This window comes from Gallibacterium trehalosifermentans, from assembly GCF_042433055.1.
Classification (GTDB): Bacteria; Pseudomonadota; Gammaproteobacteria; order Enterobacterales; family Pasteurellaceae; genus Gallibacterium; species Gallibacterium trehalosifermentans.
Genome location: NZ_JBHLWB010000007.1, coordinates 21,347 through 46,158, shown reverse-complemented (window position 1 = coordinate 46,158; position 24,812 = coordinate 21,347). Strand labels below are relative to the sequence as shown.

The following is a 24,812-nucleotide window of genomic DNA, read 5'->3' as shown; positions in this document are numbered from 1 at the left end:
TGACCCTGTAATGACTACAGGCTTTATAGTCTAGTCCTATTTCTTTTCAAGTAAAGGAGTTTATTATGGCGTGTGAACATCAACATTGTTGCTCAACAACCATACAATCGGAAAAATATCGAAAAATACTTTGGTGGGCATTCTCTATTAATGCACTTATGTTTATTGTAGAAATTATTGGAGGTATTAAAGCAGGATCTGTATCACTCCTCTCCGATAGTTTAGATTTTTTAGGTGATAGTGCTAATTATCTCATCAGTCTATTTGTATTGGGCAAAACGCTAAATTTACGAGCAAAAGCATCATTATTAAAAGCCTATACTATGGGAATTTTTGGTATTTGTATTGTATTCTCTACCCTCTACCAACTATGGCAGGGAGAAATACCTAACTATCACGAAATGGGAATTATTGGTATATTAGCCTTTGTTGCCAACCTGCTTATTGCATTTCTACTTTATGCTTTCCGAGAGGGAGATAGCAATATGCGAAGTGTTTGGCTTTGCTCTCGGAATGACGCGATTGGTAACTTAATGGTTATTTTAGCCGCAATCGCTGTATTCTATACTCAAAGCAATTTACCTGATCTGATCGTGGCGGCTTGTATGTCTTATCTCGCTCTAAAAGCGGCGTGGTTAATCTACAAACAGGCAAAACAAGAGTTGCAATAAATACATCATTTCCTTGAAAACGATTCCCTCTCTTCACTCACACTAAATTAACAAGAGAGGGAATTTATTAGATAGCTTAAACAAAATTAAAACTCTGTAATACCGCTAACGGATAACGTTTTCCTGCTAAATAATCTGATACAGATTGCCAGACTAACGGATTACGTGCAGCATTTCCCTCTTGTTGAATATAGTGTTGAAACTCCTCTACTGTAAGCCATAATGCACCACTAATATCACTATCATGCGGTTGTGGCTCAACACACTCATCTAATTCAACAATAAACACAAAACGAAAATAATCTTTTCCTGAACGAGGTGCGTGCCACTGATAAACACCCAATAACGCCTGCATATCCGCAACAATCCCTGTTTCTTCAAATAATTCTCTTTTTGCCCCCTCCAACAAGGTTTCATTTTCTTCTAAATGACCTGCTGGCTGATTAAGCGTCATCTTGCCGTATTCAAATTCCTCAACAAATAAAAATTTATCTTGGCAATGTACGACACAAGCCATAGTAATTCTTGGATTTAACATATCTCCTCCGCTAATTTCAAACGTTGTAATAATTGTCGTTTTTCCTTCTCATTTAATAAATAACTTTTACCTAATGCCAGTTCTGGAAAATCAAATAAACGAAAACCTGCCAATGATACACGCACTAAACGCAAAGTCGGAAAACCAATATGTGCAGTCATCCTGCGTACTTGTCGATTACGTCCCTCATGAATAGTAATTTCTAACCAACTGGTTGGAATATGCTTACGTTCTCGAATGGGTGGATGACGTTCCCATAAATTTATCGGTTCAGGGATTAATTTCACCTTTGCGGGCAAGGTTTTACCATCATTTAGTATCACACCTTTACGCAACTCAGTAAGCGCTTCCTCTGTCGGAATGCCTTCGACTTGCACCCAATATGTTTTCGCTAATTTAAATTTAGGTGTTGTTAACCGATGCTGAATCTCACCATGATTTGTCAGGATCATTAACCCCTCACTATCACGATCAAGCCGACCACAAGGATAAATATCTGCTATCGAAATAAAATCTTTTAAGGTTTGTCGTCCTGCTTCATCACTGAATTGACTCAATACATCATACGGTTTATTAAATAAAACAACCTTAGTTTCTGACAAAGTAGGTTGCCGTTTTATTCCTGATGCTTTTCGTGAATTTCGATAATTTGTACGCGTAAAATTTCTCATTAAATTATTAAAAGAATGTTAAAAATGTGATGTAGATACCTGTTCCAATTAGGCATTTATTCTATACTAAAACCTATTTGATTGCTGACTATCCCTGACTAAATTTCTTAGCAAAAGCAGCCTTCAAAAAATTATTTTTCCTTTGTTTTCTTAAATTTCTTATTGGAAGGACAACTCATGCAAACTCATATAAAAAAGCCAACCCAAGGTAAACCTATCCAACTTACTGCAAATGGTCAATTAATTGTACCTGATCAACCAATTATTCCCTTTATTGAGGGAGATGGCATTGGAGTTGATGTTACCCCAGCAATGCAGAAAGTCATTGATGCCGCAGTCGCTAAGGCTTATGCAGGAAAACGCAAAATCCAATGGTTAGAAATTTACGCAGGTGGCAAAGCAAATCAAGTTTATGGTGAAAATACTTGGTTGCCTGATGAAACGATTGAGGCTATTCGTCAATATCATGTTGCAATTAAAGGTCCACTTATGACACCCGTTGGCGGTGGAATTCGCTCTTTAAACGTGGCTATGCGTCAAGGATTAGATCTCTATAACTGTTTACGTCCGATTCGCTATTATGATGGTACACCAAGTCCCGTAAAACACCCTGAATTAATCAATATGGTGATCTTCCGTGAAAACTCTGAGGATATTTATGCTGGCATTGAATGGACGGCTGGTTCTGATGAAGCAAAAAAAGTAATTCATTTCTTACAAACAGAAATGGGCGTAAAAAAGATCCGTTTTACAGAAGAGTGTGGTATCGGTGTTAAACCAGTTTCTAAACAAGGCACACAACGCTTGGTGAGAGCCGCCTTACAATATGTGATTGATAATAATCGTGATTCATTAACTTTAGTGCATAAAGGTAATATTATGAAATTTACTGAAGGTGCATTTAAAGAGTGGGGATACCAAGTTGCTACTGAATTCGGGGCGACATTCATTGATCAAGGTCCTTGGCTAAAACTTACCAATCCAAAAACAGGCAAAGAAATTATCATTAAAGATTGCATTGCAGATGCGTTTCTGCAAGAAATTCTCCTACACCCGACCGATTATGATGTCATTGCGACATTAAACCTAAATGGTGATTACATTTCTGATGCACTTGCTGCACAAGTAGGTGGTATCGGTATTTCTCCTGGGGCAAATATTGGTACAGATGCCGCTATCTTTGAAGCAACACATGGCACTGCACCAAACATTGCTGGTAAAAATATTGCTAATCCAGGTTCATTAATTTTGAGCGGTGAAATGATGTTGCGTCATTTAGGCTGGTTTGAAGCAGCCGATTTAGTGGTTTCTGCGGTTGCAAAAACTATTGCTAATAAAACAGTTACCGCAGATTTTGCGAATATGATGCAGGGCGCAACGTTACGTTCTACCAGTGAATTTGCCGAAGATATCATGCAGAATATGTAAGTTTATAAAAAAGGAGAGGATTTCACCTCTCCTTTTTCATCACTATTATTACAAAGTTAGACATTAAATCTAAAGTGCATTACATCACCATCTTGCACAATATACTCTTTCCCCTCTAAACGCCATTTACCTGCTTCTTTTGCGCCATTTTCACCACCAAACTCCACAAAGTCCGCAAAACTAATCACTTCTGCGCGGATAAACCCTTTTTCAAAATCGGTATGAATCACTGAAGCAGCTTTTGGCGCTGTCGCCCCAACTGGAACTGTCCAAGCACGCACTTCTTTTACCCCTGCAGTGAAATAAGTTTGTAAATTTAATAACTTATAACCCGCACGAATCACACGATTTAAACCAGGTTCTTCTAGCCCAAGCTCTTGCAAAAACTCTATTTTTTCTTCGTCTTCTAGTTCTGCAATCTCTGCTTCAATCGCCGCACATACAGGAACTACTACAGCCCCCTCTTTCTCTGCGATTTCACGCACTCTATCAAGATACGGATTATTTTCAAATCCATCTTCATTCACATTGGCAATATACATTGTTGGTTTTAACGTTAAGAAGTTATAGCTTTTAATTGCCTGTAATTCTTCTTTATCTAAACCAATCGAACGAATCATGCCTGCATTTTCGAGAACGGGCAAACATTTTTCCATAATAGATAATTCAAATTTTGCCTCTTTGTCGCCACCTTTAGCACGTTTTTGCAAACGTTGAATTGCTTTTTCGCAACTTTCTAAATCGGCTAATGCTAATTCTGTATTAATTACTTCAATATCGTCAGCAGGATCAATTTTCCCTGCAACATGCACAATATCATCATTTTCAAAACAGCGAACCACATGTCCTATCGCATCTGTTTCCCGAATATTAGCTAAGAATTTATTCCCGAGTCCTTCGCCATTTGATGCACCTTTAACCAAACCAGCAATATCCACAAATTCCATCGTGGTTGGTAGCACTCGTTGTGGATTCACGATTTTTGCCAATTCATCTAAACGACTATCTGGCATCGGTACAACCCCTGTATTTGGCTCGATGGTACAAAACGGATAATTTGCTGCTTCAATTCCAGCTTTAGTTAACGCATTGAATAACGTTGATTTACCAACATTTGGTAAACCGACAATACCACATTTAAACCCCATAATTTGTCCTTTTTATGCTACATGGAATCCATTTAAGCGATTCATCGCTTTATCGATTCCTTCTTTAATCAAAATTTCAACACAACGTTCTGCTTCATCTAACGCTTGATCAATTAACTGCTGATCTTGTGGCGAAGCTTTACTTAATACATAACCAGCCACTAAATTTTTATCACCAGGATGACCAATTCCTAGACGTAAACGGTAAAAATTTTTACTATTTGCTAACTGCGCAATAATATCTTTTAAACCGTTGTGTCCACCATGTCCACCGCCAAGTTTTAATTTGGCACTGCCTGGTGGTAAATCCAATTCATCATGAATAACCAAAATCTCTTCTGGCAAAATACGATAAAAAGTTGCTAATGCCCCTACTGATTTTCCACTTAAATTCATAAATGTCGTTGGGACTAATAAACGTACATCTTGCCCTGCAATAGTAACCATTGCCGTTTTGCCGAAGAATTTATTTTCTTCCTTTAAATTTACATTAAAACGACGCGCGAGTCGCTCTATTAGCCATTCGCCAGCATTATGGCGAGTATCGCTATATTTGTTGCCTGGATTCCCCAAACCTACAATTAATTTAATTTTTGCCACAATTCTTATCCTGTCGCTAAAAACGGCTTGCTATTGTATGCAAAAACCCCTACTTCTACAATCGCAAATCTATGTAAAAAAATCGCCCTCCATTTGAGGGCGATTTCATCAATATTAATTTAACTATTCATCTTCACTTAATAAACTCTCTTTCGCTAGAGTTAAATATTGCCACATCGACCACACTGTCAAAATAACAGCAATATAAAGCGCTATAATCGCAATAATCTCCATTGTTGGATTATAACGCCATAATAAACCAATTAACGCGATCATTTGTGAAGTTGTTTTTACTTTGCCTAACCAAGAAACAGCAATTTTATTACGATCGCCTAACTCCGCCATCCATTCACGCAAGGCTGAAATAATAATTTCTCGAGAAATCATAACGATTGCAGGAATGGTGATCCAGAAAACGTGATAATGTTGCACCACTAAAACTAACGCCGCTGCGACCATTACTTTATCAGCAACGGGATCAAGAAATGCCCCAAACCTTGTTGTTTGTTTCCATCTTCTCGCCAAAAAACCGTCTAGCCAATCTGTTACTGCCGCCACTGTAAAAATAATAGCAGTCCATAACGGTGCCCAGCTAAATGGAAGATAAAACAAGAGAATAAAGAATGGAATGAGTACCACACGGAAAAAGGTCAAAAAGGTTGGAATATTTAACTTCATCTTGATCACCAGATCATTTAACACTATGCGACGCTATTGTAAAGCATAAGACGCACTTTTCCTATAAACAAAATCAATGTTTTAGAATTTCAAAGATTTTTTCTGCCAATGCACGAGAAATTCCTTTCACTGAAGCTATTTCTTCCACCGAAGCCGCTTTCACCCCTTGTAAACCACCTAAATATTTTAATAATGCTTGACGACGTTTGGCTCCTACACCAGGAATACTTTCTAAACCACTTTGCATAAAAGCCTTTTGCCGTTTTTTACGATGTCCAGAAATCGCATGATTATGTGATTCATCGCGAATATGTTGAATTAAATGTAAGGCTAGATCATCTGGCGCTAAATGAATCTCTCGATCTGTATGCCCAATTAATAAGGTTTCCAACCCTGCTTTACGATCAACGCCTTTCGCTACACCAATTAATTTAGGTTTACGCTTATCCCAATCTACCTTTAGATTGTCAAAGACAGCTAATGCGCGATTCAACTGTCCTTTGCCGCCATCAATAAAAATAATATCTGGGATTTTGTCGGCAGTGAGATCTTTGTCGTAGCGCTTCTGCAAAGCTTGTTCCATCGCAGCATAATCATCGCCATGCGTGCCTTCAATATTAAAACGACGATATTCTGCTTTTAATGGACCTTCCGCCCCAAATACCACACAAGAAGCTACAGTGTTTTCCCCCATCGTATGACTAATATCGAAGCATTCCATACGTTGAATATTCTCTATTCCTAATAAAACTTGTAACGCCTGATAGCGTTCTTCAATTCTCCCTTGTTGTTGTAATTGGGTAGTCAATGCGACTTTAGCATTGGTTTGCGCTAATTGTAGATAACGATTTTTTTCTCCTTTCACTTTATCTTGGATCTGAATTTGCCGCCCCGCCTGTTCACTTAATAACGTTTCCAACATCACTTTTTCTGCTAAGGTATGATCCAAGACAATACTATCTGGAATACTACGGCCTTGATGTGCCTGTAAATAAAATTGTCCAAGAAAAGTTTCAATCACTTCCGTCAAACTGGTATTAGCTGGAATTTTGGGAAAATAGCTGCGATTTCCTAAAATTTTACCATGACGGATAAATAATACTTGTACACAAGCTAATCCTGATTTGTATGCAATCGCAATAATATCAATATCATCTAGACGATCATTGCTAACAAATTGTTTTTCCATTACCGAGCGTACCGCTTGAATTTGATCACGAAAACGTGCCGCAGTTTCAAACGCTAACTGTTGGCTAGCTTGCTCCATTTTTTTAATCAGATGTGTAACAACCTGTTGATCTTTACCTTGTAAAAACAGGCGAGCTAACTCTACTTGTTGCTGGTACTCTTCATCACTCACATACCCAGCAACACAAGGTGCTAAACAGCGTTTAATCTGATATTGCAGACACGGACGAGACCGATTGTTATACACACTATTTTCACATTGACGAATAGGAAATAATTTTTGCATCAATGATAAGGTTTCCCGCACGGCAGAAGAGTGTGGATAAGGACCAAAATATTCCCCCGCAATTTTTTTCGCTCCACGATAGGGGGTAATCCGTGAATGACGTTCATTAGTTAATAAAATAAATGGATAAGATTTATCATCACGCAACAACACGTTATAACGAGGCTGGTACTGCTTAATAAAATTATGCTCTAGTAATAACGCTTCGGTTTCTGAATGGGTAATTGTTGTATCAATATGATCGATTGCGGCAACCAATGCTTCTGTTTTTTTACTACTAACTTGTTTACGAAAATAACTAGAAAGGCGTTTTTTCAGATTTTTTGCTTTACCGACATAAATGACCGTATTGTTACGGTCATACATTCGATAAACACCAGGTTGCTCTGGTGCATCTCGCAGAAAAACTTTTGCATCAAACATAGGATTAACGTGCTAGTAACTCACGAACTTTAATTAAATCTTCCATTGTATCCACGCCAACCGCAGGCACTTCTTTTGCTTGTTCACAATGAATACGCTCACCATGCCATAGCACACGCAGCTGTTCTAACGATTCACATTTTTCTAACTTCGTTGGTTGCCACGCCACATATTGACGAATAAACCCTGCTTTATAAGCATAAATACCAATATGACGCTGATAATCTTGCTCTTCAATGGATAAAGTGGGAATTTGTGATGGCTGTTGGTAAACCGTAGTGAATTGATCGCGTTGCCAAGGAATCACTGCTCTGGAAAAGTACAAGACATAGCCATTTTTATCCGTTAACACTTTCACCACATTAGGATTAAATAGCTCTTGTGGCTCATCAATACTTACCGACAAGGTTGCCATATTAACCTGATATTTTTGTAAGTTCTCCGCAACTTGCTGCACAATCACAGGGGGGATTAAAGGCTCATCACCTTGAATATTCACAATAATTTCATCATCAGGCAACTTCATTTGACTCACGACTTCAGCAAGACGCTCTGTACCAGAGGAGTGTGCCTCTGAGGTTAAACAAACTTCACCACCAAAACTTCGAACCACCTCAACGATTTGCGGGTGATCCGTGGCAACAATAACGCGTGTCGCTCCTGATAATTGTGCTTTTTCCCATACATGTTGAATCATCGGTTTACCCGCAATATCGGCTAATGGTTTGGCAGGTAAACGACTAGACGCATAGCGAGCAGGAATAATGACAGTAAAACTCATTTTACGCTCCTTCTGTGGGATTGTGATTGGAATGTTCATCTGTAATCGTTAGAGAAATGGCATTTTCTGGTAATAAGGCGGGAATACCATTCTTTATCGGGTATGCCACTTGTTCATTTTCACAAATAAAGCGTTGTTGTTCTGCATCAAAACATAATGCTTGATGGCAACGTGGACAAGCCAACATTGTAATAACAGAAGATTTCATCAAGACTCCTTGTAAGTTGCTATACCTACTTTAGCTATGATTTTGTCAATTAAAGAGGTTAATTCATTGTGAGCAATTTCTGCTGTAACAGGCACATACCACCAATTTTCTTGAGCAAAAGCAGCACACTTCACCGCATCTTTTTCCGTCATAAATAGTGGAATATCTTTATGATCAATTTTCGCTAAATCAGCCGCTTGAAAGGCGTAGTGATCCGCAAAAGCTTGTTGTTCAAGTATAGTTAAACCTTGTTGTTGCAAAGTGGCAAAAAAACGTGGCGGATACCCGATCCCCGCCACTGCATTCACTTGAGAAAATTCTGTTAATGCTCGTTGTTCTCCAGTAGATAAATTCACTGCCATCTTAGCTGTGAGCTGCATCGCAATTTCATCGGCTTGTGCCGTCCCACCATTACAAATTACCGCATCTACCGTTGCTAAACGTTGTTGTGGTAATTCACGCAATGGTCCTGCTGGCAATAAATGCCCATTACCAAAACGACGTTCACCATCAACTACCACTAATTCAACATCTCGCTGTAATTTATAATGCTGTAGCCCATCATCACTAATAATAATTTGTGGGTGATAAGCTTTATAAAGCAGTTCGATACTTTCCCGACGATTCGGCGAAATGGCAACAGGTACAGCTGTTCGTTTTGCAATCAGGACTGGCTCATCACCTGTTTTTCGAGGATCAGCACTTGCACAAACCAAAAACGGGTAGTCATTGCTTTCACCACCATAACCGCGAGAAATTACCCCAACACGAATACCCCTTGCTTGTAACTGCTCTACTAAACAAACAACTAGCGGTGTCTTCCCATTACCGCCCACAGACAAATTACCGACCACAACCACAGGGCAAGGTGCTTTCCAGCTAGCAAATAACCCTGTTTGATAAGCTTTTCTGCGTAAAAAAGTGATGAATTGGAATAACCAAGCCAATGGCAATAACAGCCACTGTAACCATGATTGTTGATACCAAAATTTCATATCGCCCCTTGTTTAGCCATCAAACTGCATTTTATGCAGTTGTGCGTAAACTTGCCCTTGCTGCAATAATTGTTGATGCGTACCACGTTCAACAATTTGTCCTTGATCAATAACTAAAATTTCATCGGCACGCTCAATCGTAGATAAACGGTGTGCAATCACCAACAAGGTTTTGTGTTGTTGTAATTCTTCTAATGCACGTTGGATTGCTCGTTCAGATTCCGTATCTAATGCTGATGTTGCTTCGTCTAAAATAAGTACTGAGGCATTACGCAACAATGCTCGTGCAATCGCTAAACGCTGCCGTTGTCCACCTGATAGCGATACACCATTCTCGCCGATCATCGTGTCCAAACCATGTTCCATTTTTTCAATAAATTCCATTGCATGCGCTGCTTTTGCCGCCGCAATAATCTCTTCACGGCTATATTTATCAGTCGCTGCATAAGCAATATTATTGGCAACTGTATCATTAAATAGGTGTACTTGTTGTGATACCACTGCACAATGTTGACGCAAATTCGCTAAGGTATAATCCTTGATATTTCGTTCATCTAGATAGATTTCACCTTGTTGAATATCATAAAAACGTGTCATTAAATTTGCGATTGTCGATTTCCCTGAGCCTGAACGCCCCACTAAAGCAACGGTTTTCCCTGCGGGAATCGAGAAAGAAATATGCGATAACGCAGGTTCATCTTTGCCCTCATAATAAAAGCTCACATCATGAAAACGTACTTCACCTTTAACTTGTTCAGTAATATAACGTCCCTGATCTTCTTCCGTTTTTAAATCTAAAATAGCAAATAGTGTTTGACAAGCAGCCATACCTCGTTGGAATTGTGCATTAACATTTGTTAATGATTTTAATGGACGCAATAATGCAAACATTGAGGAAAAAACTAAGGTAAAATCACCTGCGGTCAGTTGTCCTCCCATCATGGTTGGTACCGTCGCTAAATACAATACGACTGCCAATGCAAACGAGGCAATAATTTGCACAATAGGATCTGAAATGGCACTCATAGCCATCATTTTCAGACTCTTGCGTCGCATATCATCACTGACAACATCAAAACGTTCCTCTTCAATTTTTTGTCCGCCAAAAGATAACACCACGCGATGTCCTTTCAACATCTGCTCTGCACTTGCCGTCAACTCGCCCATTGAGTTTTGCATATTTTTACTTAAACGGCGGAAATGCTTAGAGACTACACTAATTAAAGCGGCAATAATGGGCCCAACAATAAACAATACTAATGAGAGTTGCCAGCTGGTATATAACATCAAGGCTAACAACGAGATCACTGTTGCGGTTTCTTTGACAATAGTAATCAGCGCATTTGAAGAAGAGTTTGCCACTTGCTCTGAATCGTAGGTAATACGAGAAAGCAATTTCCCTGCCGCTTGATGATCAAAATAACTGACTGGCATATACATCAAATGTTTAAATAACATTCGACGCATCACCATCACAACATTTCCCGATACCCAAGACAAACTATAATCAGAAACAAAACTGGTTAATCCACGTAAAATAATGAGACCAATCACAATAAAGGGTAACCATTTTAAAAAGGAAAGATCGGCTTTACCAAACCCCTCATCAAGTAATGGTTTTAATAAATAAAGTAAGCCAGCCTCTGTTAAAGCATTAAACACTAAAGCAACAATCGCAATTAATATTCCAGATTTATATTGCCAAATCATTGGCCATAAACGTTTAAAAGTTTCTTTGGTAGAAAAGTCTTGATCATTCATACAGACAATTTATTCACTTTAAAAATAGCATTAAGGCGTTATTCTACCCTTATTCTGTTATTTCTCCAACTCAAGCGATGGTCGCTGTAAATTAGGTAAATCCGTAAACCACGCTTTAGCTGAATTACGCTGTCGAATCACTTCTAATTGGTTATTTCGCGTAATGCGTACTGAAATCTGTCCGTCCCAACCAGTATTCAATATTTTGGCTTGCTGTCGCTGCAAACGCTCTAAGACCTCCTGATGAGGGAAGCGCCAACGATTTGTTAAGCTTGACGAAATCAATGCTATTTTAGGTTGAATCTGCTGTAAAAAAGGCTGACTAGTTGAGGTTTTACTCCCATGATGGGCGACTTGCAAAATATCCACTGGAGGAAATGAGGCTAAATAACGTAATTCACTACGACGATCTAAATCACCTGTGAGTAATACACGATAGGTACCATCATCAATCAATACCACGCAAGAATGCTGGTTGCGTGCAGTGGGAACAATAGCTAACGGGGCTAAAATGGTAAATCGCAATGCTCGCCACTGAAAAGATTGTCCTTGTTCACAAGGCAATGGTCTTTTATCGGCATAACTGACCTGCGAAGGAGTGAATAGTGTTGCTTGCGGATAATGTTGGAATAATTTGTTTGCACCACCACTATGATCATTATCATCATGGCTTAACATTATTTTTTCTAGATGAATACCTTGTCGGCGCAAATAAGGTAATATCTCTAACTCCGCCATACTACCGCCGTCCCAACTCGCGCCCGTATCATATAATATTCCATAATTACCTTGGCGAATTAAGATCGCCAACCCTTGACCAACATCTAACATTTCCAATGACCATTTTGTTTGCCACTGTTGATAATAGCTGTAACCAAGCAATGTAAGTTGCCCACATAACATCAATATGAAAAAGCACAACAGACGCGCTAAGTTATGATGTGATGTAAGTAACTCTACTTTAAGTTGTAATTTTTTAGGGTGTAATTGAGTAATTAAATTGGATTGAACTACTGGTGTTTGACGATAGAAATAGAGATAACTAGCAATCAATACACAAAATAATACACACCCTATACTCACCCAACGTACTTCAATTAATGATAAATCTCGCCAAGTGCTTTGCCAACAAGTTAATGCTTTAATACTAAATTCGGCAACAGTTATACACCATTGCCAACTATTAAAGAGATCAAAGGTTAAAATTGACGTTAAAATACAAGGGATCAGGACAAAACTAAATAAAGGGACAATCCATAAATTAATCAACAGATTTTGTAGATTAATCCCTGAAAAGAAAAACAACACAACAGGAGTAAATAGTAACATCAAGCCAACTTGTAAATGTATTAAAGCAATAATGTAATACCGTAATTTACCCAACTGAGAAAGAGCCTGTCCTCGCCATTGCCATGCAGATAAAGGTAATAAAGTCTGCCAAAGCAATAAACATAAAACAGCTAAAGCCGACAGCCAAAAACTATCGCTCAATAAAATTAATGGATCAAATAACACAAATAACGCAATACAACGTAAATAGAGCTGCCACCAATTTAAATAACTACGTTGCAAACGTAACAACAATAATAGAGAAAGTGCTAATAACGCACGAATAGTTGGAATTGAAAAATCGGCTAAATAACTATAAATCGTGGCTAACACAAGCCCACATAACAGCGGCAAAGTAGGCGTAATCCAGCGTGTAGGCAATAGATATTGCATTCCTCGCCCGATCATCACACCTAGCAACATAACTAATCCAATATGCAACCCCGAAATTGCAATCAGATGTGCTGTACCTGTTTGTTGAAATAGTTGTAGTTGTGCTGTGGTAAGTTGTGATTTTTCACCAAACCCCAATGCCAGTAATAGTCCCTTAGCAAACTGTGAGGATATTTTAGTTTCTGCAAAGCGCAAAAGTTGTTCACGTACAGAGGGTTGATCTTTAATTAAGGTTGCCTGTTTCACCGTTACATTTCCAACAATTCGGTTTGCATAAAACCACCTTTGTCGTTGAAAACCCCCAGCATTTAAACGTGCCGCCATTTGTTTTAATGTTATCTGAGCTTGCCAAACTTGCCCTGCCTGTAATTGTTCATTAGGCTGCCAATTAACATAAACTCGATATAATTGTTTTTCCTGAGGTAGATTTAATAAGCCAAATGCAGTTTGATAATCGCCTTGATGCAATACTTTTTCAATCTGTAACTCCACCTGTTTTAACGTAACATTTAAATTATGGAGCTGTTGTTGCTGATGTAATAAATCTTTTACTTGATAAATCGCCCAACAACAAGACAAACTAACTACTAATATCCAAATTCCTACATTTCTATAATGTCGAATTAACAACAGCCCTAAGCCCAATAATAAACATAAACCAATGCAACCGATAAAATAAACGGAGTCTAACCATACCATCGGTAAATATAAAATGAACAAAGTACTAAAGAAAAAAAGTAAACAGATACGCTCCATATTGGCTAACTTAAGTAAAGTTATTTTTGTCATTATTTTTACATAACGTAACACTTTAATTACGCTTTATGACAGTGCAAAAAACAATCAACAAAAATGTGAGCTTCCTCGAAATTTCACAAAAAAGATAAAAATTGCTTTCGCTTTCTTCAATAAGCTAGAAAAATTTATTTGCTAAACAGTAGAAGTTTTGCTATTTATATGCGGCTTTTTGAAAGCCACCTTACAAGTAATATAAAAATTGACGGAAATTCATTCTCAAATCTTTCTTACTTCTTAGTGCATTATTTGCTCATTTTGGAATTCCGTAAGTTACTTGTACTATAAAATTTGATATCTAGGAGAGATTAAAAAAATGACCGCAAACACGCAAAAATCATCACTCAGTATTTTAGCTCTTGCAGGTGTTGAGCCTTATCAAGAGAAAAAAAATGAAGAATATATGAATGAAGCACAACTACTTCATTTTAAAAAGATTTTAACTGCATGGCATACCCAGATCGTAGGGGAAGCTGATCGTACTGTAGCTCATATGCGTGATGAAGCCTCTAATTTCCCAGATCCATCAGATCGTGCAACTCAAGAAGAAGAATTTAGCCTAGAGTTACGGAATCGTGATCGTGAACGTAAACTTTTAAAGAAAATTGAACGTACTATTAAAAAGATTGAGTCTGAAGACTTCGGTTATTGTGAGTCTTGCGGTATTGAGATTGGCATTAAACGCTTAGAAGCTAGACCAACAGCAGATCTTTGCATTGATTGCAAAACGCTTGCAGAGATCCGCGAAAAGCAAATTGGTGGTTAACTCCTATAATTTCAACTTTGTACAACTAGACATCTCTCCCTCATTTAGGGAGAGTTTATTATTTATAGCCATGTACACTTTTAATGAAACATTTTTTGAGGTGAACTATTTTTAACTATATTCGAAAACTCTTTCAGAAAAAAAATACGAAAGAAGAAAGTATGCAACCTACTAGTGAATCAATCATAAACACTAGTATTAAAAATAAACCAACTGAAAAGAAAGCTCTCTCTCGCAGACCTAATAAGTCAGTAGCGTCTTCGTATATTCTTAAAGCATCAAATTACGGCATCTATCCACATCTTATTAGCCGTCAAGCCCTTCAAGTTGTTGAGAAATTACAAAAACATGGCTTTGAAGCTTATGTTGTTGGTGGTTGCTTACGCGATCTATTATTAAATAAAACACCAAAAGATTTTGATATTGCAACCAATGCTCGTCCAGAACAAATACAAAAAATATTTCAACGACAATGTCGTTTAGTAGGTCGCCGTTTTCGCCTTGCCCATATTCTTTTCGGTAAAGAGATTATTGAAGTAGCTACTTTCCGTGCTGCACATGATGATGTTAATAATGACAAATTTGCCAAACAAAGTGCCGCAGGAATGTTATTACGCGACAATGTGTACGGTACATTAGAAGATGATGCTGCACGTCGTGATTTCACTGTTAATGCGTTTTACTACAATCCAAATAAAGATCAACTATATGATTTCTTTAATGGACTCAAAGACTTGCGAGCGGGTCGTTTAATGCTTATTGGTAATCCAGTACAACGTTATCAAGAAGATCCCGTTAGAATGCTGCGAGCAGTTCGCTTTATGGCGAAATTAGATATGTTCTTAGATAAGCAGTGTGAGCAACCCATTTATGAGTTAGCCCCGTTATTACAAAATATTCCTGCTGCTCGCCTATTCGATGAGTCATTAAAATTATTACAAACAGGACAAGGTGAAAAAACTTATCTACTTTTATATAAATACCAACTATTCCAGCAATTATTCCCAGCATTAATGCCATTTTTTACTGAAAAAGGCGACTCTTTTACGGAAAAGATGTTATTAAAATCATTGCGCTCTACTGACGAACGTATTGCTGATAATTTACGTATTAATCCAGCTTTTATTTTTGCTGCTTTTTTTTGGTATCCATTGCGTGAGCGAATTGAAGTTTTAAAAAATGAAGGTGGATTAAATAATTTTGATGCTTATTCTTTAGCGAGTAATGATTTACTTCACCTTATCTGTCAACGTGTCGCAATTTTACGTCGCCATACAGCAACAATTCGAGATATTTGGTCGTTACAATTACTCTTTACTAAACGCACAGGTAAGCGCCCTCAATTAACATTAGAACATCAAAAATTCCGTGCAGCCTATGATTTATTAGCGATGCGTGCTGAAATTGAACATGGTGAAACTATTGAATTAGCTGCTTGGTGGTATGAATATCAACAAAGTAATACTGCTCAGCGCAACGAATTAATTCAAGTACAACAAAAACGCTATGCAGAGAATGATAGAGAAAAAAAACGTCGCCCTCGCCGCCGTTATCGTTCACAGAATCGAAAAAGAAAAACAGCTTCTGTTACCAATAAATAGTAAATGATATGAATAATGTCTATATCGCCTTGGGCAGTAATTTGAATAAACCATTACAACAGCTTATTACTGCCTTACAAACTTTAAAGCATCATTCTGATCTGCAATTAATTGCCGTCAGCCCTTTTTATACTAGTCAGCCATTAGGTCCACAAGATCAACCTGATTATGTCAATGCCGTTGCTCAACTACACACAGCGCTTACACCATTGGCATTATTAGATGTATTACAATCTATTGAGCAAGCACAAGGACGAGTAAGATTGCGTCGTTGGGGTGAGCGTACTTTAGATTTAGATATATTGCTATTTAATCAAGACATAATTCAATCAGAACGTTTAACTATTCCACATTGTGAAATGAAAAAGCGTGAATTTGTGTTAATTCCGCTATTTGATATTGCACCAAGCTTGATATTTCCTGATGGACAATTATTAACTGAAATTATTAAGCCTTTTCTGCAACACAATATGCAAAAAATAGAGGAAATTGATCATCTATAACTTAGATAATACAAAAAACACCCCATTTCTCCTACTTATGTTTAGTTAGAAAAGTAAAGAAGCTTTACATCTATAAACATTCAAGAGAAAATTTATACAAAATTAAAATTCAGTAACAAGATTTGTCAATTATACATACAAAAGGTTATACATTTAAGATGAGTAAAGTTTCATCACTTTCTTTATTATGCTGTCTCAGCATTATTGCATATAGTGCTATTGCTATAGAGAATAGTTCATCTATGGATTTAATAAAATATAAAGAACAACAACACCTAGATGCACAGCAACAGCGGTTACAACAAAAACAACAACAAGCTCGTCAAACAAATTTTGACGAACATCGAGAAGTTCATATAGATACGCAAGGTGATAAGGTTCAATCTTTTCCTATAGACACGCCTTGTTTTACCATTTCCGCTCTCTATTTAACAGAGTTTTCGCTAGAAAATAATGCTATTGATAATCTACCAACAGACAAATTCAAGACCAACTTTGATTGGGCATTACCAGCCGTATATGCCCCAAAAGACCTCACCTTGCCACATTGTTTAGGTAGTCAAGGCATCAGCGAGATTATCAAACGAGTACAAAATGCCATTATTGAAAAAGGCTTTGTTACAACCCGAGTTTTGGCTCAACCGCAAGATTTACGTAGTGGGCGTTTAGTTTTAACTGTGGTACCAGGTAAAGTACGTAATATTCAATTACGCGATCATAGTGCAGCATTAAAAGCGCATAAAGGCACAATTTGGTTTGCTTTACCCATTTCTCAAGGGGAATTACTTAATATTCGTGATGTTGAACAAGGCTTAGAGAATTTAAAACGCCCACCTCATGTAGATGCCAATATTCAGATTGTACCAGCGAAAGATATAAATGCTTTACCAGGTGAAAGTGATATACAGATTGATTTCAAGCAAGCCTTTCCTTATCGCTTAGCATTATCATTAGATGATAGTGGTAGTAAAGCCACTGGTCGTTTACAAGCTGGCGCAACAATTTCAATAGAAAATTTACTCTCACTCAATGATGTTTTTTATGCCTCTTGGACACAAAGCATTTCCCGAGATAGCGATGCCCCAGGTCGACATGGTAGCCGTAGCAGCAGTTTATATTATGCCATTCCTTGGAAAGAGTGGTTACTAAACTTTTCTTCTACCCAAAACCGCTATCATCAAACTGTTTTTGGCGCATTTACCAATTATGAATACGCGGGACGCAATAAAACAACTAACATTGCGCTTTCTCGTATGCTGTACCGTAATAATATAAGAAAAACCAGTGCCACTTTCGGCGTTTGGCATCGAGCAAGTCGAAACTTTGTTGATAATGCAGAAATCGCCATTCAACATCGCCGCATGGCAGGTTGGACCGCTGGGTTAGCTCATCAAGAGCGTTTAGGAAATGCGACATTAAATATTGCTCTCAACTACAAGCAAGGAACTGGCGCTTATCGTTCTATCCCTGCACCAGAAGAAAAATGGGGAGAAGGAACATCACGTCCTAAAATTATTACGGCTTCTTTAGCGTTTAGACAACCATTCACGCTTGGGCAACAACCTCTACAATTTAACAGCTATTGGCAAGCCCAATGGAATAAAACCCCATTGATTTTACAAGATATGTTTAGTATTGGAGGACGTTATACCGTGCGAGGTTTCGATGGTGAATTAACCCTCACAGGAGAGCGTGGTTGGGTATGGCGTAATGAATTAGGCTGGAATATTGCCAATAAAGGGCATGAAATTTATCTCGCATTAGATGGTGGTCATGTTAGTGGTAACTATACAAGTGAGTTCCTCGGTAAAAATCTACTCGGGAGCGCTATCGGTTTAAGAGGTAATCTTTGGGGATTATCTTATGAGTATTTTGCTGGTATACCGCTACATAAACCATCAGGTTTTCGTACTTCACATGTAACGACAGGCTTTAGCCTGAGTTATTCATTCTAACGTTAAGGAGAAAAGTAATGAACAAACATTGTTACCGCATCATCTTTAACAGACTCTTACAACGTTTCGTTGTCGTTTCCGAGATAACAACTAAAATAGGGAAAGCACCTCAATCAGGCAATCGCGTTTTTACCAATCTCTCTCGCATGCTGATTCACTGGAGATTAACCCCGTTAATGATGGGACTTTATAGCCTGTTAGGCGTTTTGGCGGTCTCCTCTTTTTCCGCTAGCGCAGTTGCTGATGAACTCCAAATCCGTGCCGATAGTCAGGCACCAAAAAGCCAACAACCGATTGTGTTACAAACCGCCAATGGCTTACCACAAGTTAATATCCAAACGCCCAATGACAAAGGCTTATCACATAACAAATACCAACAATTTGATGTCAATACTCGTGGGGCGATTCTCAATAACAGCCGCAAAAATGTAAAAACCGAACAAGGTGGTTGGGTACAAGCCAATCCTTACTTAGTGGGCGGTGAAGCAAAAGTGATTTTAAACGAAGTCAATGCCAGCAAGCCAAGTCAATTAAAAGGCTATATTGAAGTGGCGGGAAGCAAAGCAGAGGTGATTATCGCCAACCCGAATGGTATTCATTGTGAGGGGTGTGGTTTTATCAATGCAAGACGCAGTACAATGACCACAGGGCAAGTTCAGCTTGAAAATGGGCAAGTAAAAGGGTATCGAGTTGAACAGGGTGAGATAACGGTATCGGGGCGAGGGTTAGATAGCCATCGACAAGACTACACCGAGATTATCGCCAAAGAAGTGAATGTCAATGCGGGGATTTGGGCAAATCAATTAACGGTTACCACGGGGCAAAATCAGGTTCCAGCACAATCAACAAAAAGTGCCAGTAGCCTCCAAGTGATTCGTGGCAGTGAAGTAACAGCATCTCAGGGGTATGCGGTAGATGTTGCTGAGTTAGGTGGCATGTATGCCAATCAAATCCACCTGATTGGGACGGAAAGCGGGTTAGGTGTGCGCAATGCAGGACATATTGGTGCAGCAGCGGGCGATGTGGTGATTGATAGTCAAGGGCAGATTATCAATAGTGGGTATATTGGGGCAAAGCAAAATGTGAACATCGTTACCCGCGACACAATCGAAAACCAAGCTAACGCCAACATGCTTGCGCAGCAAGGGAATATCACGCTACATACGCCAAAAGCGGTTCGCCAAGCAGGGACAGTGAGCGCTAAACAAAGCACAACCATTCAAGCGCGCACCTTACAACAACCCACAAGTGGTGAAATACAAAGTGGTGCGGTCGCGCTCACCCTTGAAGATACCTTAGACAATCGTGGTCTGATTAACAGTTATGCTGATGACAATAGCAGCATAACGCACATTCAAGCCAAGCACATTGACAATATTGGCACAGGACGCATTTATGGCGACCACATTGCGTTACAAGCAGACAGTCTCCTCAATCAAGATGAACGTACTGAGGATACCCATGCTGCGGTGATTGCAGCACGAAAACGGTTAGACATTGGAGTTATGAATGTTACCAATCGAACGACACAGTATGAAGCCAATAAAAAAGGTGGCGCCTCGATTTACAGTGGTGGCGACATTGTGTTTGGTCGTACGTTGGATAAGGATAACCATGCAACGGGGCAGGGGGAGCGTTTAGATAATGACAGTAGTATTATTGAAGCAGAAAAAAATATTAGTTTAAATATTAATAATATAAACAACACTAATCGTCATTTCACAACGAAAGCTGAAGTAATTAGCACTGATAATTTAACATATCACTATCTCCGTCCAGAGAATAGTGAACAACTCATTAATTGGAATTTATTAAAATGGATTGATTTTAGTAAAGCAGGAAGAGTTGCTCCACACAATTATTCAATGCCAACTACATTACCTGAAAATAATGTATTTGATGGACATTTATTACCATATCCAAATACACAACTTTGTACTACCAATAATTCTGGAGGCGATTGTCCAATTAATCCTGCTTCAATTTATTCAGCAGATAGCCCTATCTGGACATATTTTAATATTGAAGCTCCGACTACAGCACCTACAGGTGTATCATCTGATGATTGGAATAATAAAATTGCAGAGAAATATCTCAAGTTAGGGAAAGCTATTGATCAACATAATAGCAAATTAAATAAAACAAATATTTATACCAATTTTGACGATATTGTTGTTGAAGAGAGACAAGTAATACAAGATGTTATTAACACAAGTAAACCAGGCAAAATTCTCGCTAAAGGAAATATTACATTTCAAGGAGAAAATTTTATCAATGATAAAAGTATTATTATTGCAGCGCATTTACCTGATCAAACACATGCCCAAAATATTGATGCCACCGGAATTAAAATAAATATTGATAAGGGTATCCAACGTCGGAGTTATATCCAATGGAATGGTGGTTTAGATCGTTATTACACACGCCATTGGAGCGATAATAAACCATATCAAAAGGAAGTCCGCGAGGATATGGATATTCCTGTTGCGCAATATGTTGAACATACAAACTATCAACAAATAGTGAAAGATTTGGCACAGCGCCCAATCACTACCACAAATAAATTACCAATAGTCTCTGATCAGCCATCAGAAAATAACAATAGTATACCAGAAAATACTCTATATCCATCTAATCCAAAAATAGAGGATAATTTGCTATTTACTGATAAGGAAACTTGGCTTAACTCAGATTATATGTATACCGCATTACGTAATTTTTATATTCAAAGAAATATAAATAATAATTTGAGTATAGCGAATTTAAATAATGAGGCAGTAACCATTGATATAGAAGAAATTCAAATAGAAGAAACAGAAGAAAATGAAAATGCTGACGAAGATAATACTCTTATTACGAAACTTTCTACTATTACAAAAGGTAATAAAGCAACTTTACGTGATGGTAAAAACGCCACATTAAATGGTGCAGTAATAAAAGGTAGTAAAATTAGTACAGCTATTGCTAATATGATTCTACATGAAACACAACAAAATGAATCATCTTCTGAAAATAAAAAACCTTAACTAATTTATTCCATATCAAATATATTCTTGATTCAAAATAGTTTAAAGCGCTATAAGTGCTTTAAACTATTTTTATATCATAAGAAATATTTTCTGATTGTTATATATTATTAAGTAGGAGACATTATATTTGTTGTAATAATTATTTGCACATCTTGATAACATTGTTCAACTTTAGATGTTCCCCAAATAAGTTGCCTAATATGAGGAGAAATACCCATTAATGCAATTAAATCTAATCCATTCAGTAGCCTTTTTCCTGATAACTAGTCCTTAACACTACTAACTCTCAATGTATTAGCAATCATTTTCTCTGTCTAATTCATAAGGGCGATAGCAAACTACTCTCTTAATTTCACCTTATTTATCATAATTTTGGGCAAGCTCTTACCCTTTGAGAGCAACATATTTCTTCCCAATTCATTTACATTGGCATGATTGAGAAGTTATTAAAATGGACAAAAAAATCTTATGCAACGTGGGTTTCGGCAAAACGGAGCACAGGCTTTGGACTACACAGAAATTACAAAACAAGGCATTATTCTCAGCGGAGCATAAAACAATATTAACTAATCCCAATACTATTTCGCTCATCATTTTTTATTTGCAATATTGTAATCAATTTGTTAAAAATAATTTCTTACAATTACTATCATAAACAAGGAAAATAATATGAAAAAACACTCATCACTTTTCAAAAAAAGTTTATTACCATTATTGCTCTCTCTTCCTCTAATTACCCTGAATGTTCAAGCGAATATAGTACTTGCCAATGATCAAATAAGCACTCAAACTATTGCCGCAGCTCAACGCTATGACAGTAGTAAAGATATTTTTCATCCTATCTATGGTAAGAATGGAATGGTTGCAACTGAACAACATCTCGCCACAGAAGTTGGATTATCCATTCTAAAACAAGGCGGTAATGCTATCGATGCTGCGGTAGCAGTAGGTTTTGCTTTAGCAGTAGTGTTACCAAATGCGGGCAATATCGGTGGTGGTGGTTTTATGGTGCTGCATGATGCCAAAACAGGTGAAGATTTTGCTATTGACTTCCGTGAAGTTGCTCCACTAAAAGCAGATAAAGATATGTACTTAGATGAAAAAGGTAATGTGGTAGATGGAAAATCCCTCTTTACTCACTTTGCTGTTGGTGTTCCTGGTACCGTTGCAGGTATGGAATACGCACTGAAAAAATGGGGAACAATGCCATTAGAAAAAGTCATTGAACCTGCTATTAAACTAGCTGAAAACGGCTTCATTATTAGTGATACTCTCGGTAAAACCCTTGCAGTCGAAAAAGATAACTTGGGTAAATGGGAAAGCACAAAAGCAATTTTCTTTAAAGATGAGGCACCGTTAACAAGTGGTGATCGCTTAATTCAAAAAGATCTTGCTCACTCCTTACGTTTGATCGCAAAACAAGGAGCTAAAGCCTTTTATGAGGGTGAAATCGCAGAAAAAATTGTGAAAGAAATGGAAAAACATGGTGGTTTAATCTCATTAGAAGATATGAAAAGTTACCAAGTAGCAGAACGCAAACCTGTTACAGGTGAATATCGTGGTTATAAAATTGTTACTATGCCGCCACCAAGTTCAGGCGGTGCTCATCTAGTACAAATTTTAAATATCTTAGAACGTTATCCATTAAATGAATATGGCGTAAATAGTGCTAAAGCAATTCAGCATTATGCGGAAGCGATGAAATTAGCTTATGCAGATCGTTCCGAATATTTAGGCGATCCTGACTTTGTTAAAATTCCATTACAAGGGTTAATTTCAAAGAAATATGCTAACGAATTAGCACAAAAAATCCAAGATGATAAAATTATTCCATCTAGCGAAATAAAACCAGGTAAACCTCAGCCTTACGAAAGTGATCAAACCACACACTACTCCATTATGGATAAATTTGGTAATGCTGTTGCCGTAACTTACACCCTAAATCTCAATTTTGGAACAGGCATTGTTGCCCAAGGTACAGGAATCTTACTCAATAATGAAATGGATGATTTTTCTTCCAAACCTGGTGTACCAAATGCCTTTGGCTTAATTGGCGGTACAGCGAATGCAATTGAAGCGAAGAAAAGACCGTTATCTTCTATGACACCAACCATTGTGATGAAAGATAACAAACCTTGGTTAGTTACAGGTAGTCCAGGTGGTGCCCGCATCATTACAACCGTGTTACAAAGTATTTTAAATACCATTGATTATGATATGAATGTTGCTGAAGCAATCAATATCCCTCGTGTGCATCATCAATGGTTACCAGATGAATTACGTATCGAAGAGGGAATTAGCCCCGATACAATTCATCTCCTTGAAAAACAAGGATATAAAGTAGTTACTAAAGCCACTATGGGACGTGTACAAATTATCCAAGCAAGAGATGATGGTTTCTATGGTGCATCTGATCCACGTAATCCTGATGGAGCAACTTTAGGCTATTAATCCTAAAATTAAGGTCGGATACTTTCCGACCTTATTTATATTATTACAATTCAATATTCTCACCAATATAACCGATGTCTTCGCCAACGAGGTCTTAAATCATAAGGAGGATAATCATCATAAAATTGTCTTTCTAATTCCATCTGTCTAATTTGTTTTTCTGCCATATAATTTTGCAAGGCTAATTTATAGCAAGCTTGGAACATGGGGGCATTTACTTTCTTGGTATATTCTGCTTCAAATCGTTTCTGTTGTTTTTCAGTTAAGCCAATATCTTGATCAAAATGGCGCTGCATCAGTGAGGCAGTTTCTACATCACATTGTTTTGCTAATGATACTTGTAAGGCTTGCTGCTGACGAATTTTTGCCTTTTCCATTGCTCGCTGTTCTTCTGGCGATAATGCACAACCAGCAAGTAAAGCAATAGAAATGATCAGTGGAAGTGCTTTTTTCATAGTAATTCACCTTTACTTGAATAATACTGCATAAGCATACTATCAATTCTCATTGATGAATAGGGTATTCTTAATTACTCGCACAATAAAAAAACTGCACCTCACAATAACTGTTAAGGTGCAGAAACCGACTTTAAAATTAACAAGGAATTTACAATG

Annotated in this window: 20 protein-coding genes; 8 read left to right on the top strand and 12 right to left on the bottom strand. The window is 37.7% G+C overall.

All coding sequences use genetic code 11. From position 1 onward, the window contains the following. Nucleotides 1–65: 65 nt before the first annotated feature. Nucleotides 66–671 carry a cation efflux transmembrane domain-containing protein gene (locus tag ACFFHK_RS06795; protein WP_065235326.1) on the top strand — a complete coding sequence of 202 codons (606 nt, stop codon included), beginning with the start codon at nt 66–68 and terminating at the stop codon, nt 669–671. A 76-nt stretch (nt 672–747) separates the two neighbouring features. Here the strand turns inward: ACFFHK_RS06795 and ACFFHK_RS06790 are convergent, their stop codons facing one another. Continuing rightward, nucleotides 748–1,209: an NUDIX hydrolase gene (locus tag ACFFHK_RS06790; protein ID WP_065235327.1), complete on the bottom strand. Its 462-nt coding sequence runs from the start codon at nt 1,207–1,209 to the stop codon at nt 748–750. Continuing rightward, nucleotides 1,203–1,880: an rRNA large subunit pseudouridine synthase E gene (locus ACFFHK_RS06785; protein ID WP_382370860.1), complete on the bottom strand. Its 678-nt coding sequence runs from the start codon at nt 1,878–1,880 to the stop codon at nt 1,203–1,205. The genes ACFFHK_RS06790 and ACFFHK_RS06785 overlap by 7 nt, the downstream gene beginning before the upstream one ends. A gap of 177 nt (nt 1,881–2,057) precedes the next feature. Here ACFFHK_RS06785 and icd point away from each other — a divergent pair, with 177 nt between their 5' ends. Continuing rightward, nucleotides 2,058–3,308, top strand: a complete 1,251-nt coding sequence (gene icd / locus ACFFHK_RS06780) for an NADP-dependent isocitrate dehydrogenase (RefSeq protein ID WP_382370858.1) — start codon at nt 2,058–2,060, stop codon at nt 3,306–3,308. A 56-nt stretch (nt 3,309–3,364) separates the two neighbouring features. Here the strand turns inward: icd and ychF are convergent, their stop codons facing one another. The 9 genes from ychF to ACFFHK_RS06735 all read right to left on the bottom strand — a co-directional run bounded on the left by ychF (nt 3,365) and on the right by ACFFHK_RS06735 (nt 13,887). Beyond that, nucleotides 3,365–4,456 carry a redox-regulated ATPase YchF gene (gene ychF, locus ACFFHK_RS06775; protein WP_382370856.1) on the bottom strand — a complete coding sequence of 364 codons (1,092 nt, stop codon included), beginning with the start codon at nt 4,454–4,456 and terminating at the stop codon, nt 3,365–3,367. 12 nt (nt 4,457–4,468) lie between these two features. After that, nucleotides 4,469–5,056, bottom strand: a complete 588-nt coding sequence (gene pth, locus ACFFHK_RS06770; protein WP_382370854.1) for an aminoacyl-tRNA hydrolase — start codon at nt 5,054–5,056, stop codon at nt 4,469–4,471. 123 nt (nt 5,057–5,179) lie between these two features. Continuing rightward, nucleotides 5,180–5,734: a CDP-diacylglycerol--glycerol-3-phosphate 3-phosphatidyltransferase gene (gene pgsA / locus ACFFHK_RS06765; protein ID WP_382370852.1), complete on the bottom strand. Its 555-nt coding sequence runs from the start codon at nt 5,732–5,734 to the stop codon at nt 5,180–5,182. 73 nt (nt 5,735–5,807) lie between these two features. After that, nucleotides 5,808–7,631, bottom strand: a complete 1,824-nt coding sequence (gene uvrC / locus ACFFHK_RS06760) for an excinuclease ABC subunit UvrC (protein WP_382370850.1) — start codon at nt 7,629–7,631, stop codon at nt 5,808–5,810. Between the two features lie 4 nt (nt 7,632–7,635). Then, nucleotides 7,636–8,412 carry a 3-deoxy-manno-octulosonate cytidylyltransferase gene (gene kdsB, locus ACFFHK_RS06755; RefSeq protein WP_382370837.1) on the bottom strand — a complete coding sequence of 259 codons (777 nt, stop codon included), beginning with the start codon at nt 8,410–8,412 and terminating at the stop codon, nt 7,636–7,638. A 1-nt stretch (nt 8,413) separates the two neighbouring features. After that, nucleotides 8,414–8,620: a Trm112 family protein gene (locus tag ACFFHK_RS06750; protein WP_382370835.1), complete on the bottom strand. Its 207-nt coding sequence runs from the start codon at nt 8,618–8,620 to the stop codon at nt 8,414–8,416. Further along, on the bottom strand, nt 8,620–9,615 hold the full coding sequence (gene lpxK / locus ACFFHK_RS06745; RefSeq protein ID WP_382370833.1) for a tetraacyldisaccharide 4'-kinase: 996 nt from the start codon (nt 9,613–9,615) through the stop codon (nt 8,620–8,622). Before lpxK ends, ACFFHK_RS06750 begins: the two co-directional genes overlap by 1 nt. Nucleotides 9,616–9,627: 12 nt before the next feature. Further along, entirely contained in the window at nt 9,628–11,376 is a 1,749-nt protein-coding gene (gene msbA, locus ACFFHK_RS06740; RefSeq protein WP_382370831.1) for a lipid A ABC transporter ATP-binding protein/permease MsbA, read from the bottom strand. Nucleotides 11,377–11,433: 57 nt separating this feature from the next. Beyond that, nucleotides 11,434–13,887 (bottom strand): DNA internalization-related competence protein ComEC/Rec2, encoded by a 2,454-nt coding sequence (locus ACFFHK_RS06735; RefSeq protein ID WP_382370829.1) that lies wholly within the window; start codon nt 13,885–13,887, stop codon nt 11,434–11,436. A 322-nt stretch (nt 13,888–14,209) separates the two neighbouring features. Between ACFFHK_RS06735 and dksA the strand changes: the two genes are divergently transcribed. The 6 genes from dksA (at nt 14,210) to ggt (ending at nt 24,198) form a co-directional block, all read left to right on the top strand. After that, complete coding sequence (gene dksA, locus ACFFHK_RS06730; protein WP_382370828.1) at nt 14,210–14,659, top strand: RNA polymerase-binding protein DksA; 450 nt, start codon at nt 14,210–14,212, stop codon at nt 14,657–14,659. A 161-nt stretch (nt 14,660–14,820) separates the two neighbouring features. Further along, entirely contained in the window at nt 14,821–16,260 is a 1,440-nt protein-coding gene (gene pcnB, locus ACFFHK_RS06725; RefSeq protein ID WP_382370826.1) for a polynucleotide adenylyltransferase PcnB, read from the top strand. An 8-nt stretch (nt 16,261–16,268) separates the two neighbouring features. Next, the gene (folK, locus tag ACFFHK_RS06720) at nt 16,269–16,763 is read left to right on the top strand and encodes a 2-amino-4-hydroxy-6-hydroxymethyldihydropteridine diphosphokinase (protein ID WP_382370824.1); all 495 of its coding nucleotides are present in this window, start codon (nt 16,269–16,271) and stop codon (nt 16,761–16,763) included. Between the two features lie 242 nt (nt 16,764–17,005). Next, a complete protein-coding gene (locus ACFFHK_RS06715) occupies nt 17,006–18,718 on the top strand; it encodes a ShlB/FhaC/HecB family hemolysin secretion/activation protein (protein WP_382370822.1) in 1,713 nt (570 codons plus the stop codon). A 17-nt stretch (nt 18,719–18,735) separates the two neighbouring features. Beyond that, nucleotides 18,736–21,744 (top strand): two-partner secretion domain-containing protein, encoded by a 3,009-nt coding sequence (locus ACFFHK_RS06710; protein ID WP_382370820.1) that lies wholly within the window; start codon nt 18,736–18,738, stop codon nt 21,742–21,744. Nucleotides 21,745–22,416: 672 nt separating this feature from the next. Further along, complete coding sequence (ggt, locus tag ACFFHK_RS06705) at nt 22,417–24,198, top strand: gamma-glutamyltransferase (protein ID WP_382370818.1); 1,782 nt, start codon at nt 22,417–22,419, stop codon at nt 24,196–24,198. 59 nt (nt 24,199–24,257) lie between these two features. Here the strand turns inward: ggt and ACFFHK_RS06700 are convergent, their stop codons facing one another. Continuing rightward, the gene (locus tag ACFFHK_RS06700) at nt 24,258–24,653 is read right to left on the bottom strand and encodes a hypothetical protein (protein WP_382370816.1); all 396 of its coding nucleotides are present in this window, start codon (nt 24,651–24,653) and stop codon (nt 24,258–24,260) included. Nucleotides 24,654–24,812: the final 159 nt, after the last annotated feature.